The sequence below is a fragment of the Halorubrum trapanicum genome, from assembly GCF_002355655.1.
GTDB lineage: Archaea > Halobacteriota > Halobacteria > Halobacteriales > Haloferacaceae > Halorubrum > Halorubrum trapanicum_A.
In genome coordinates this window covers 32,752-44,798 of the sequence record NZ_AP017569.1, presented here as the reverse complement: position 1 = coordinate 44,798, position 12,047 = coordinate 32,752, and the positions used below count along the sequence as shown (strand labels likewise).

The following is a 12,047-nucleotide window of genomic DNA, read 5'->3' as shown; positions in this document are numbered from 1 at the left end:
ATCTCCGACGCCACTTTTATATACGCCATGCCACAAGACCCGGACAGCAAATGCCACGAGTGAAGATAACCGTGCCGGAGCATCTGGAGATGCAGATAGCCCAGATGGTCGAGGAGGGAGAGTTCCTCAACCGGGAGGAGGCGGTCGAGGAGCTGCTGTCGACTGGCATCAAGGCGTACAAGACGAGCGGCCCCCGGGACGACGACGACTCCAACAGCGGGTTCGAGGAGGAGGGGATGATGGGCCACGAAGACGAGTACGTCTTCTGAGCGAACGACCCCGCGTCGAGCCGCGCGCGGCACGGATCCGTGCGTACCGCCCTCAACAACCCTTATAGGGCATACAACCCGTATCCGTGGATATGCACAAGGACGAGCTGCTCGAACTCCACGAACAGATGGTGACGATCATGGAGCACTTCCGCGCGCAGGAGACCGTCGACGGCTCGCTGTTCGACCCCTACGACGAGCTCGACGTCGACCCCTCGCACGTCCACAAGTCGAAGAGCGAGCACAAACACGCCGTGTTCGTCCTCGGCAACGCCCTAGCGAACGCGATGAGCGAAGACGAGTTCTCGCCCGCCGGCCGCGTCGGCAAGCGGATGGAGGAGCTCGCCGACGACGCCGAGAACAAGATCTGAGACCGGACGCTCCGGCCGTCCTCCTGATATCGTCGGGAACGCGACCCCCGTATTGATGTGTGCGCGGCCCCCTCGAACCTGACATGATCGCGGAGGCGCTGCCGTCGGAGGCCGTTCACCTCGCCGCCGGGGGCGTCGGCGTCGTCGTCGCGCTCGCCGCGGTGTACCTCGTCGACCGTCCGAGCGGCGATTGGACGCGAGCGCTCCGCTCGCGGCTCCTCCTCGGCGTCCCGTGGGGAACGCTCGTCGTGATCGCCGGCGTGATCGGGGTGTACCTGTTCGTCCAGTCGGGTATCGACAATCCGAACCGACCGGTCGTGATCCCGTTCCGGTCGTGGTCGTACTTCTACCCGGAGGGGCTCCTCTGGTCCAGTTTCGCGCACGCGAGCCGCGGGCATATCACCGGGAACCTCCTCTCCGCGCTCGTCGCCGGGGGGCTCGCCGAGTACGCGTACGGCCACTTCCCCCACGGGCGCGAGGTCGACGACGGGGACGGACGCCCGGTCCGGCTCCGACGCCTGCCGAGTCGCCTCCGAGAACTCCCGAGCCGAATCGCCGCCGTCGAGTCGCCGAGCGAGAACCCCTACGTGCGGGCGTTCCTGATCGTCCCCGGCGCCGCGGTCGCGTTCGGGCTCCTCTCCGCGCTGTTCGCGCTCGGTCCGGTGATCGGCTTCTCCGTCGTCGTCTTCGCGTACTGGGGGTTCGCGCTCGTCTCGCGGCCCGTCGCCGCGGTCGTCGCGATGGCCGGGACGACGCTCGTCGGCGTCCTCTACGACGCCCTCCGCGTCCCGGTGGCATTCGCGGAGGCGTCCCCCTCCTACGGCGTTCCGGGGTGGGCGAACGTCGCGATCCAGGGGCACGCGCTCGGCCTGATCGGCGGCGCGCTGGTCGCGGTCGTCCTCCTGCGGCGTCGCCCCCGAGAACAGCCCGACAGGGACCGCGACGCGGGCCCGGACGCGGCCGCGGGGCGGTGGCGCTACCATCCCCTCTCGACGGCAGTCGGCGACGACGGGTCCCGCGCGGACGCGACCGAGCGGTCCGCGCTCCTCGTCTTCGGCGCGCTGCTGCTGTTCGGTGCCTCCCGTCGGCTGTGGGCGGTGTACTGGTACCTCGGCAACGAGCGGTACGAGCTGTACCGCGCCGTCGGCGTCGGGCTGCTCGCCCTGCTGGCCGCGATCGTCGCCGTCGCGGCCGTCTCTCGCGACGAGCCGCTGTGGCCGACTCGGGCGGTCCCGGAGCCGGAGACGGTCCGCGGCGGGATCCGCTCGGCGACGCCGGCGACTGTCGGGCTCCTCCTGCTCGTCGCGGCGCTGGCCGTCGTCGCCGGCCCGGGCGTCGTGCCGAACCTCGTCGCGGTCGACGACGGCGACCTCCCGGGAGACCCGATCGAGGTGGAGGGGTACCAGGTGACGTACGCGGAGGACGTGGAGAACCAGCTCGTGGGCGTCGTCGACGTGGAGGCGTTCGGGCGGTCGACGTCTGTCAACACGTCGGGAGTGATCGTCAGCGACCCGGACCGCGAGATATGGACCACGGCCGTCTCGAAGGGGAACCTGGCGTTCTGGGGGTACCGCGCGATCGACGTGGGCGGCACCGGCTGGCGCGAGACCGTCTGGGTCCAGCGCATCGGTTGGGTCGCCGCGAACGGCGGCCCGACCTACCGGGTCGACGCGATCCGGAACGGGACCAGGCGGACGCTGTTCACGAGCGACCCCGCGCGGGCGGAGCCCCGAATCGACGGCCGCAACGTCGTCGTCGCGGCCACGCGGGGCGGGTTCGAGCTGTCGGTGATCGGCGGGAGCGGGAACAACGTTACGGCGCCGCTTCCGGCCGCGAACGAGTCGGTGACGGTCCGAGGGATCACCCTCGTGCGCGAGGGCGACGTCCTGTTCGCGGAGCGCGGCGAGACGCGGGTCCGGATCGCGCAGCGGGAGCGCTACGAGGGGCGGCAGTGACCGGGGCCGACGGTCCCGCTGCGGAGGAGGCGGAGCGCCCTACGACCACTCGATACGGTACACTTCGGTGTCGATGTCGCGCGCCGCGTCGGTGTGGTGGTCGAACTGCGCGTCGATCCGGAACTCGGCCGCGAAGGCGTGGGTCACCTCGCCGCCCTCGTCGGCGGCGAACGCCTCGACGAACTCCTGACTGCCGGCGTTGTGGACCGAGTAGGAGACGTCCGCGAGGTCGCTTGCGACCGCGAGGAACTCGCGGTCCGCGTTGCGGTTCCCGTCCTGCGCGCCGAACGGGGGATTCATCACGACGGTCGCGGGCTCCGCGACGGCGAGCGGCGGGCGGGTGGCGTCGCCGCGGACCCAGTGGACCGGCGCGCTGGCGGCGACGCGGCGCTCGTTGGCCCGGGCGGTCGCGAGCGCGCCGCCGTCGAGCTCGAGGCCGACGACGCGGGCGGGGCCGCGCAGCGCCGCGGCGAGCGCGAGCATCCCGGTGCCGGCGCCGAGATCGAGCACGGTCCGACCGTCGACGTCGCCGTGGAGGTCCGCGAGGTGGACGACGTGGGCGGCCAGCTCGGGGGGCGTCGGGTACTGTTCGAGGGCCGCGTCGGGACGCTCGAAGCCGGCGACGACGCCGAGCTTAGTCGCGAGCGACCGCTTCGTCGCCATCGTCAGGCTGCGCCGTCGCCCCCGACGCGAACGAACTCGACGCCCTCGCGGTCGGCGCGCTCGGCGAGCGCCGCGAGCGCCGTGCGGGTCTCCTCGCACGGCTCGTCGTCGACGCTGACCTCGATCCGGCCGGCGCCGAGGAACGACGCGGCGCGGACGAGGCCGCGGAGCCGGTCGGCCTCGCGCTGGCGTTCGAGCGTGCTCTCGGCGTCGAACTCCGCCTCGGTCGCGACCGCGGCGGGCTGGTAGCCGCGGGCCGCGAGCCCCCGCTTGAGGTCGCGGAGGTGTTCGGGCGCGGTGCTGTCGAGGTCCGCCGCGTCGATGACGACGGGGTCGACGTCGGCGGGGCGACAACCGCGCAGCGTGCGTTCGATGCCGGGAGACGAAGTGGTACTCATACGAACCCATTGGCAGAGGTTATACAAAAGTCTTTATAGATGTTCTATAGTAATATACCGAACCTGCGCTCGCCCACGGCACGCTCCGGGATCTGACCCTCCCCGGCGTCGACGTTCCGGGATCGGATCCTCTCCGTCGCTGACATGGCGTTCTCGGGTCTGGTCGACCGCCCCAAGTGCCGTATTCCGACCTCAAATTACGGTCACGTTTCGTGCGTCGTGTTGGACCGCGGCGGACCGCGTCGAGGCCCTCGACGACTCGAATCTGTATCTCCTATTCAGGCGTTGCAGACGCTTTCGGCGTGGAAAAACGGAAATAAGGTCGAACAGAGGACCCTCAGGATCGATGATGGACGTGGACAAGGCTTAAATACGCAAACGACCACAAACCTTTTAATGGAACGCCCGAGTCGCCAGCGGCAACAGGAGCGGGACACGGAGCAGGAAACGGACGAATCGACGGTCTCCTGTCCGGAGTGTGACTCGGAGAACATCGTCACCGACGCCGACCAAGAGCTCGTCTGCGAGGACTGCGGGCTCGTGCTGGACGAGCGGAACATCGACCGCGGCCCGGAGTGGCGCGCGTTCAACCACAACGAGCGGCAGTCGAAGTCGCGCGTCGGCGCCCCGATCACGGAGACGATGCACGACAAGGGGCTCACGACGACGATCGACTGGAAGGACAAGGACGCCTACGGGCGGTCGCTCTCCTCGGAGAAACGGTCGCAGATGCACCGCCTCCGAAAGTGGCAGGAGCGGATTCGGACCAAAGACGCGGGCGAGCGCAACCTCCAGTTCGCGCTCTCGGAGATCGACCGGATGGCGAGCGCGCTCGGCGTCCCGCGGTCGGTGCGTGAGGTCGCCTCCGTCATCTACCGACGCGCGCTCAACGAGGACCTGATCCGCGGCCGGTCCATCGAGGGCGTCTCCACGGCCGCGCTGTACGCCGCCTGCCGACAGGAGGGGATCCCCCGCAGCCTCGACGAGGTCGCGGACGTCTCGCGGGTCCCGCAGAAGGAGATCGGTCGGACCTACCGGTACATCTCACAGGAGTTGGGGTTAGAGCTGAAGCCGGTCGACCCCAAGCAGTTCGTCCCGCGGTTCGCGTCCTCGCTCCAGCTCTCCGAGGAGGTCCAGTCGAAGGCGACCGAGATAATCGACGTCTCCGCCGAGCAGGGACTGCTCTCCGGGAAGTCGCCGACGGGCTTCGCGGCGGCCGCCATCTACGCGGCCTCGCTGCTCTGCAACGAGAAGAAGACCCAACGCGAGGTCGCCGACGTCGCGCAGGTCACCGAGGTCACCATCCGCAACCGGTATCAGGAACAGATCGAAGCGATGGGGTTCCGATAGGGCGGTTCCCGTCCGAGACGGCAGCAGGTGCCCCGTACCCGGGACCGAGAAAGTTGATCGGGTTTTTAATCGATACCCGCTGTACTACGGAGTGAGATGTATTCAGAGATCCTCGTTCCGACCGACGGCAGTCCGGCGTCGGACGCCGCGATCGAACACGCGATCGACCTCGCGGACCAGTACGGCGCGCGCCTCCACGCGCTGTACGTCGTCGACGGCACGGCGTACTCCAGCCTCGAGGCGGGCGCGGAGATCGTCGTCGAGGCGCTCGAATCGGAGGGCGAGGAGGCGACGAGGCGCGTGGCCGACGCCGCCGCGGACGCCGGCGTCGACTGCGTCACCAGCGTGACGTCGGGAACGGCCTATCAGTCGATCCACGACTACGTCGACGAACACGGCATCGACGTGGTCGTGATGGGGACGCACGGGCGGAAGGGGATCGACCGCTACCTGCTCGGGAGCGTCACGGAGCGGGTCGTCCGCACGTCCGACGTGCCGGTGTTGACCGTGCGACAGCCGACGGATGAGTAGCCCCGACGCACCCGGCGAACGCGGGTGAGACCGATGCGCGACTGGCTCTCACACCGCGTGGTCTCGTCGCCCGACGATACCGCCCTCGTCCGCGCGGAGGACGGCGAGGCGTGGAGCTACACCGACCTCGACCGGCTCGTCGCCGAGACGGCCGGCCGGCTCGTCGCGCACGGACTGGACGAGGGCGACCGGATCGGCGTGCTCACGCCCCCGTACGTCGGCACCGTCGGGCTCGTCCACGCGACGATGCGGATCGGGGCGACGTTCGTCCCGCTCGGGCAGGAGCTGACGCCCCGCGAGATCGCCGCGCGGATCGACCGGACCGACCTCGACGCCGTCGTCTGCGCGGAGCCGACCGAGCCGACGGCGACCGACGCGGCGGAGATCGAGGGCGTCCCGGTCTACTCCGTCGACGACCCGACGAGCGCCGAGGTCACGGGGATCCACGACGTCGACCCGGCGTCGCTCGATCCGCCCGGGTGGTCGTTCCGGGACCCGCTCTGCGTGCTGTTCACGTCCGGGACCACCGGCGATCCCAAGCCAGTGCCGCTGACCGTGGGCAACGTGTACAGCTCGGCGGTCGCCTCCGCGTTCCGCCTCGGCGTCGAGGCCGATGACCGGTGGCTGGTGTCGCTGTCGCTCCATCACATGGGCGGGCTCGCACCGGTGTACCGGTCGGTGCTGTACGGGACGACCCTCGTATTGCGCGAGGGGTTCGACGCCGGTGGCACCGCGGACGACATCGACGCGTACGACGTGACCGGAGTCTCGCTCGTTCCGACGATGCTCAAGCGGATGCTCGACCGACGGGGGACGCTGTCTGACTCGCTCCGCGTGGTCCTGCTCGGCGGCGCGCCCGCCCCGGCGGAGCTGTTGGAGCGGTGTCGCGACTACTCGGTCCCCGTCTACCCGACGTACGGGATGACGGAGGCCGCCTCGCAGATCACGACCGCGACGCCGCGACAGACCAGAGGCCGGATCGGGACGGTGGGCCGCCCCCTCTTCGGCACCGACGTGACGGTCGTCGACGACGGCGACCCCGTCGATCCCGGTGAGACCGGTGAAATCGTCGTCAGCGGACCGACGATCACGCCGGGGTATCTCTCGGAGGACGATGGGGACGCCCCGGGTACGGTCGACGGGGGCGACGCACTCGGTTCCGACGCGATCGACCTGAACGGGATCGACCCCGCGGAGCTCGACCGGTCCGAGTTCGGCCCGTACGGACTCCACACGGGCGACGTCGGCCGGTTCGACGAGGAGGGATATCTCCACGTGCTCAACCGCGTCGACGACCGGATCATCAGCGGGGGCGAGAACGTCGAGCCAGGAGAGGTCGCGGACGTCCTCCGGGAGTACGACGGGGTCGACGACGTGGCGGTGGTCGGGCTCGACGACGAGGTGTGGGGCGAGCGCGTCGCGGCGCTCGTCGCCCTCGGCGACCGGTTCCCGTCGAGGGCGACGGCCTCCGTCGAGGGCGACGCCTCGGAACGGGGCGACTTGGAAGGGGACGCCTCGGAACAGGACGCTTCGGACGAGAGTCCTGCTGACGACGAGACCGGGGAGCAGAGCGCGGGAACCGCGACGCCGGCGGTCGAAGCCGGCGGCATCGGACCCGCGCCGATCGACGAGGCGGCGTTCGTCGACTTCGCTCGGGAGCGACTCGCGCGGTTCAAGATCCCGAAAACGGTCGCGTACGTCGACGAGCTGCCGCGGACCGTCTCGGGGACCGTCGACCGAGAGGCGGCGCGCACCGTCCTCCGCGATCGTGGCTCGGATCCCCGCGAAGACGCCGACGCGGACCTCGAGACGGCGGGGTTCAGGCCGGCCGACCCCGCCGAGCCGCCCGACGAGGCGACCCCGGACGACCGAGAGGCCGACGCCGGGGGAGACGAGGCGGAGGGAAGCGAGGACGAGCGCGCGGTCGAGGCGAGCGGAGACGCGGGCGAGACGGGCGATGTCGACATCGCCGATGCCGAGGAGAGCGCTTCCGAGTCGGCCGACGACACAGTCGCGAGGGCGAAGAGCGACGAGTCCGACGGCGTCGAGGAGACGGACCCCGTCGACGTTGACGCAGTCGAGGAAGCGGAGCGCGACGGCGAGGACGGCGAGGAGACGCAACGCGACGGCGAGGACGGCGAGACGGCCGTCGACGACGGATAAACTGACCTGTCGTTCTTCGTTGTTCCACGAACGTTTTGTCCGCGGGGCCGTCACGTGTCGTATGGAGCTGCTCGACGACAGCGTCGTGCCGGAACGCGCGCGAGACGTCAAACAGGAGGCCCGTGAGTTCGCCGACGAGTACATCGCCCCGAACGCAGAGGCGTACTACGAGTCGGGCGAGTACCCGTGGGAGGTGCTCGAAGCGGGGATGGACGCCGGGCTCGTCGCCCAGGACATCGGCGAGGAGTACGGCGGCAAGGGGTTCGACCTCGCGCAGGTGCTGGCTATCGCGGAGGAGTTCTACCGCGCCGACGCGGGCATCGCGCTCACCCTCCAGCTCGCCAGCTTCGGCGCGGAGATGGTCGAGCAGTACGGCACCGAAGAACAGAAGGAGGAGTACCTCCGTCCGGTCGCCGAGAACGACCAGATATCCGGGCTCGCCGTCTCCGAGCCGCAGACCGGCTCGGACCTCGCGGGAATGACGACCGAGGCCGAGAAGGTGGAGGGCGGCTACGAGCTCACCGGCGAGAAGTACTGGGTCGGCAACGCGGTCGAGGCCGACTGGCTCACCGTCTACGCCAAGACCGGAGAGAGCGACGACCGCTACTCCAACTACACGCTGTTCATCGTCGAGACCGACTCGGACGGCTACGAGGCCGAGCACATCCCCGAGAAGATGGGGATGCGCGCCTCCAAGCAGGGACACATCGTCTTCGAAGACTGCTTCGTCCCCGAGGAGAACGTCGTCGGCAGCGAGGGCGGCGGGTTCTACGTGCTCGCGGACTTCTTCAACCACGGCCGCGTCATCGTCGGGGGCCACGGGCTCGGGCTCGCGGCCGCCGCCATCGAGGAGGCGGAGGCGTTCATCGACGAGCGGGAGGCGTTCGGCCGCACCATCGACGAGTTCCAGGCCGTCCAGCACACGATCTCCGACATGCGGATCGGGTTCGAGTCGGCCCGCGCGCTCAACTGGCGCGCCTGCGAGAAGGTCGCGAACAACGAGGACGCCGGCTACTGGGCCGCGCTGGCGAAGACGAAGTCGACGGAGGTCGCGACCGACTGCGCCGAGCAGGGCATGAAGCTCCACGGCGGCCGCTCGATCCTCACCGACCGCCGCATCGCGCGCGTCTACCGCGACGTGCGCATCCCGGTGATCTACGAGGGCGCCAACGACATCCAGCGCAACCTGATCTACCGGCAGTCGCGCTGAGGGCGACTCCGGGGCGGCTCACAGCGTCGCCGCCAACCGCCGCAGCGCCTCACTGCCGCCGGTCGCCAGCGGCTCGCCGTGGCCGACGCAGGCGACCTCGAACCCCGGGGCGCGCTCGGCCAGGTCGCGCACGCTCGCCGCGACCGCGTCGGTGTCGTAGCTGATCACCCAGCCGGAGGGCTTCAGGTCGCCGTCCGACTCGGAGACGAGGTCCCCGAGCAGCCCGACCCCGAGTTCTTCGCTGACGTACGCGACGTGGCCCGGCGTGTGCCCGGGCGTGTGGTAGGCGGTGAACGAGCCGACCTCTTCGCCGTCGCGGACGCCGACCACGTCGAGGTCGGGGTGATCCGTGAGGAGTCCGCCGAGCCGCTGGATCAGTCCCTTGTGGTTCCGGAGCGGCGGCGATCGCGTCCCGCGGAGCAGCTCCGCGTCGAAGCCGTACGCGTGAACCGACGCGTCGAGGTCGGGCGCCAACGCCGCCAGCGTCCCGACGTGGTCGAGGTCGTAGTGCGTGAGCAGGACGCGACCGATCGCCGAGACCGCGACGCCGGCCTCGTCGAGGCCGCGTCGGATCGTCTCCTCGTCCCACGGCGTGCCGGCGTCGACGAGGGTCGGCACGTCGTCGAGGACGAGGTACGCGTTGACCCCGCGACAGTCGAACCGCCAGACGCCCTCCGCGAGTTCCGTCGCCATGTCGGTGCGTACGGTCCGGAGCGGAATGAACGCTGTCGTGGCGGAACGCAGGGAGCGCGACCTCCCGGGACCGAGTCGACGCCGTCGACGGTGCGCCCGACGAAAACGCCAAGACGCCGGGGCGACACCACGGGGTATGCGACTGGAGGACTACTGGGGGATCGGCCCCAAGACGAGCGAGCGGCTCACCGAGGCGCTCGGGACCGAACGGGCCGTCGAGGCGATCGAGTCGGCCGACGTCCGCGCGCTCGTCGACGCCGGGCTCCACCGCGGCCGCGCGACGCGCATCCTCCGCCGGGCGAACGGCGAGGCCGGGATGGACGTCCTCGCGACGGGCGACGCGCGCTCGGTGTACGACGACCTCCTCGCGCTCGCGGCCGACGCGGCGCTGACCGCGCACGCCGCCGACCGGATCCGGGTGCTGACCCCGCTGCTCGACCGCGAGGCCGTCGAGGAGCGACTGGACCGGGTCGTCGCCGCCCGCGACGCGTGGGCCGACCTCGACGACGCGGACCGCGAGGCCGTCGCGGACGCGTTCGCCGCGTACGACGACGCCGACGGCTCCGACCTCGCAGCGGTCGAGACCGCCGTCGAGCTCCGCGATGCGGGGCTGACCGACGGCCCGTTCGCCGACGTGGGCGCGCTCGACGGCGATCGCCTGCGCGACGCGGCCGACGCGCTCGCCGACGTGCGGGGGTCAATCGACCCCGCCGGCGGCCTCGACGGCGACGACATCGAGATCGCGTCGGGCGCCGACGAGGAGCTCGACCGGCTGCGCGAGCGGCTGTCGGCCGCGCGCGACCTCGCGGACTCCGCGTTCGACGTGCTCGAATCGGTCCGCGACGGAAGCCTCCGCGACTTCGAGGCGCTGGAGGCGGCGACGATAGAACACGTCGCCCGCGAGACGGGCGTCGAGCCCGCGACGGTCCGGTCGGCGTCGCCCGACGAGGCGCTCGACGCGGCCGACTTCGTCTCCGGGACCCTGCGGGAGCTCGTCGTCGAGCTCGAGGCGGCCGTCGACGAGCGCGAGGCCGCCGTGGCGGCCGACGTCCGCGAGCGGCTGGGCGACGAGCCCGCGGCGGACGCGGGCGACGAGGACGATGCTGAGGGGGAAGCGGACGACGGCGACACCACCGTCGCCCGCGCCGCGACGGCGGTGTCGGACGCCGCGTTCCTCCTGTCGCTCGGACGGTTCGCGGCCGAGAACGGCCACGTCCGACCGACGCTCGTCGACGACGGCGTCGCCGTGCGCGGGGCGCGGAACCCCTTCCTCGACGGCGACGTCCAGCCCGTCTCGTACGGGGTCGGCTCGCACTCCCTGGCGGACGATCCGGGCGTCGCGAGCGCGGACGCGCCGCCGACCGGCGACCGCGTGAGCGTCCTCACCGGGGCGAACTCCGGCGGGAAGACGACCCTGTTAGAGACCCTGTGCGCGGTGGCGCTGCTCGCGTCGATGGGCCTCCCCGTGCCCGCCGACGCGGCCGAGGTCGGGACGTTCGACCGGATCGTCTTCCACCGCCGGCACGCCTCGTTCAACGCCGGCGTGCTGGAGTCGACGCTGAAGTCCGTCGTCCCGCCGCTGGTCGCGGACGGCCGCACGCTGATGCTCGTCGACGAGTTCGAGGCGATCACGGAGCCGGGTCGCGCGGCCGACCTGCTGAACGGGCTTGTCACCCTCACCGTCGACCGCGGCGCGCTCGGCGTCTACGTCACCCACCTCGCGGAGGACCTGAGCCCGCTGCCCGACGCCGCCCGGATCGACGGCATCTTCGCGGAGGGGTTAACGAACGACCTGGAGCTCCGGGTCGACTACCAGCCGCGTTTCGGCACCATCGGCAAGTCCACGCCGGAGTTCATCGTCTCGCGGCTGGTCGCGAACGCGGGCGACCGCGGCGTCCGCGCCGGCTTCGAACACCTCGCGGGCGCCGTCGGCGAGGAGGCGGTCCAGCGAACGCTCTCCGACGCCGAGTGGGCGGCGAACGATGACTGAGGAGGAGCGCGGCGGCGACGCCGGCCCAGACAGAATCCGGTCGATCGCGGTTCACCGCGAGGACGTGGCGAACGCGCTCGAAGCCAGCCTCCGGAGCGAACGCCAAGTCGTGCTCCGCGCGACGCCGCCCTTCTCGGGTCGGATGCGCGCCCGCCTCCACGCGCTCGACGCGGGTAGCGGGGATGACGCCGAGGATACGGGGAGCGCCGGCGACTCCGACGCGCCCGCGCCGCTTCACATCGATCCACGGGCGCTCGTGAAGGACGCGCCGCCGTACCCCGAGGTCGACGACACGGCCGCGGAACTCCCCGACGCCGACCTGGAGACGCGGCGCGAGCGACACGCGGAGAACGTCGAGGCGTGGCGTGAGGCCGTGCGAGAGCGCGTCGCCGAGACGGTCGAGATCGAGGTCGACGGCGAGACGCGCACCGTCGACGTGACCGTGCTGGGATAA

At 70.9% G+C, this 12,047-nt stretch carries 12 protein-coding genes; 9 read left to right on the top strand and 3 right to left on the bottom strand.

Features of this window, described 5'->3' with window-relative positions; translation table 11 throughout:
* Positions 1 to 50: 50 nt before the first annotated feature.
* The 3 genes from CPZ01_RS00190 (at position 51) to CPZ01_RS00180 (ending at position 2,595) form a co-directional block, all read left to right on the top strand.
* Entirely contained in the window at positions 51 to 269 is a 219-nt protein-coding gene (locus tag CPZ01_RS00190) for a ribbon-helix-helix domain-containing protein (RefSeq protein WP_017343455.1), read from the top strand.
* Positions 270 to 361: 92 nt separating this feature from the next.
* Positions 362 to 640: a UPF0058 family protein gene (locus tag CPZ01_RS00185; protein ID WP_008580735.1), complete on the top strand. Its 279-nt coding sequence runs from the start codon at positions 362 to 364 to the stop codon at positions 638 to 640.
* Positions 641 to 723: 83 nt separating this feature from the next.
* Positions 724 to 2,595 (top strand): rhomboid family intramembrane serine protease, encoded by a 1,872-nt coding sequence (locus tag CPZ01_RS00180; protein ID WP_096392862.1) that lies wholly within the window; start codon positions 724 to 726, stop codon positions 2,593 to 2,595.
* A gap of 39 nt (positions 2,596 to 2,634) precedes the next feature.
* On the opposite strand, the gene CPZ01_RS00175 is transcribed toward CPZ01_RS00180, so the two are convergent.
* Positions 2,635 to 3,258 (bottom strand): METTL5 family protein, encoded by a 624-nt coding sequence (locus CPZ01_RS00175; RefSeq protein ID WP_096392861.1) that lies wholly within the window; start codon positions 3,256 to 3,258, stop codon positions 2,635 to 2,637.
* A 2-nt stretch (positions 3,259 to 3,260) separates the two neighbouring features.
* On the bottom strand, positions 3,261 to 3,656 hold the full coding sequence (locus tag CPZ01_RS00170; RefSeq protein WP_096392860.1) for an apurinic/apyrimidinic endonuclease family protein: 396 nt from the start codon (positions 3,654 to 3,656) through the stop codon (positions 3,261 to 3,263).
* Between the two features lie 396 nt (positions 3,657 to 4,052).
* Between CPZ01_RS00170 and CPZ01_RS00165 the strand changes: the two genes are divergently transcribed.
* The 4 genes from CPZ01_RS00165 (at position 4,053) to CPZ01_RS00150 (ending at position 8,910) form a co-directional block, all read left to right on the top strand.
* Positions 4,053 to 5,006, top strand: coding sequence for a transcription initiation factor IIB (locus CPZ01_RS00165; protein WP_004598548.1), 954 nt, complete (start codon positions 4,053 to 4,055; stop codon positions 5,004 to 5,006).
* 96 nt (positions 5,007 to 5,102) lie between these two features.
* The gene (locus CPZ01_RS00160) at positions 5,103 to 5,537 is read left to right on the top strand and encodes a universal stress protein (protein ID WP_096392859.1); all 435 of its coding nucleotides are present in this window, start codon (positions 5,103 to 5,105) and stop codon (positions 5,535 to 5,537) included.
* 33 nt (positions 5,538 to 5,570) lie between these two features.
* The gene (locus tag CPZ01_RS00155; protein ID WP_096392858.1) at positions 5,571 to 7,700 is read left to right on the top strand and encodes an AMP-binding protein; all 2,130 of its coding nucleotides are present in this window, start codon (positions 5,571 to 5,573) and stop codon (positions 7,698 to 7,700) included.
* 61 nt (positions 7,701 to 7,761) lie between these two features.
* The gene (locus tag CPZ01_RS00150; protein WP_096392857.1) at positions 7,762 to 8,910 is read left to right on the top strand and encodes an acyl-CoA dehydrogenase family protein; all 1,149 of its coding nucleotides are present in this window, start codon (positions 7,762 to 7,764) and stop codon (positions 8,908 to 8,910) included.
* A gap of 18 nt (positions 8,911 to 8,928) precedes the next feature.
* Here the strand turns inward: CPZ01_RS00150 and CPZ01_RS00145 are convergent, their stop codons facing one another.
* Positions 8,929 to 9,603: an MBL fold metallo-hydrolase gene (locus CPZ01_RS00145; protein WP_096392856.1), complete on the bottom strand. Its 675-nt coding sequence runs from the start codon at positions 9,601 to 9,603 to the stop codon at positions 8,929 to 8,931.
* A 136-nt stretch (positions 9,604 to 9,739) separates the two neighbouring features.
* Between CPZ01_RS00145 and CPZ01_RS00140 the strand changes: the two genes are divergently transcribed.
* Positions 9,740 to 11,593, top strand: a complete 1,854-nt coding sequence (locus tag CPZ01_RS00140) for a MutS-related protein (protein WP_096392855.1) — start codon at positions 9,740 to 9,742, stop codon at positions 11,591 to 11,593.
* Positions 11,586 to 12,047, top strand: coding sequence for a hypothetical protein (locus CPZ01_RS00135; RefSeq protein WP_096392854.1), 462 nt, complete (start codon positions 11,586 to 11,588; stop codon positions 12,045 to 12,047). Before CPZ01_RS00140 ends, CPZ01_RS00135 begins: the two co-directional genes overlap by 8 nt.

What these genes read in the sequence shown, in the direction of transcription:
- CPZ01_RS00180 (WP_096392862.1), top strand. Translation starts at nt 724, where the DNA reads ATGATCGCGGAGGCGCTGCCGTCGGAGGCCGTTCACCTCGCCGCCGGG.
- CPZ01_RS00170 (WP_096392860.1), bottom strand. Translation starts at nt 3,656, where the DNA reads ATGAGTACCACTTCGTCTCCCGGCATCGAACGCACGCTGCGCGGTTGT.
- CPZ01_RS00175 (WP_096392861.1), bottom strand. Translation starts at nt 3,258, where the DNA reads ATGGCGACGAAGCGGTCGCTCGCGACTAAGCTCGGCGTCGTCGCCGGC.
- CPZ01_RS00150 (WP_096392857.1), top strand. Translation starts at nt 7,762, where the DNA reads ATGGAGCTGCTCGACGACAGCGTCGTGCCGGAACGCGCGCGAGACGTC.
- CPZ01_RS00185 (WP_008580735.1), top strand. Translation starts at nt 362, where the DNA reads ATGCACAAGGACGAGCTGCTCGAACTCCACGAACAGATGGTGACGATC.
- CPZ01_RS00135 (WP_096392854.1), top strand. Translation starts at nt 11,586, where the DNA reads ATGACTGAGGAGGAGCGCGGCGGCGACGCCGGCCCAGACAGAATCCGG.
- CPZ01_RS00165 (WP_004598548.1), top strand. Translation starts at nt 4,053, where the DNA reads ATGGAACGCCCGAGTCGCCAGCGGCAACAGGAGCGGGACACGGAGCAG.
- CPZ01_RS00160 (WP_096392859.1), top strand. Translation starts at nt 5,103, where the DNA reads ATGTATTCAGAGATCCTCGTTCCGACCGACGGCAGTCCGGCGTCGGAC.
- CPZ01_RS00155 (WP_096392858.1), top strand. Translation starts at nt 5,571, where the DNA reads ATGCGCGACTGGCTCTCACACCGCGTGGTCTCGTCGCCCGACGATACC.
- CPZ01_RS00190 (WP_017343455.1), top strand. Translation starts at nt 51, where the DNA reads ATGCCACGAGTGAAGATAACCGTGCCGGAGCATCTGGAGATGCAGATA.
- CPZ01_RS00140 (WP_096392855.1), top strand. Translation starts at nt 9,740, where the DNA reads ATGCGACTGGAGGACTACTGGGGGATCGGCCCCAAGACGAGCGAGCGG.
- CPZ01_RS00145 (WP_096392856.1), bottom strand. Translation starts at nt 9,603, where the DNA reads ATGGCGACGGAACTCGCGGAGGGCGTCTGGCGGTTCGACTGTCGCGGG.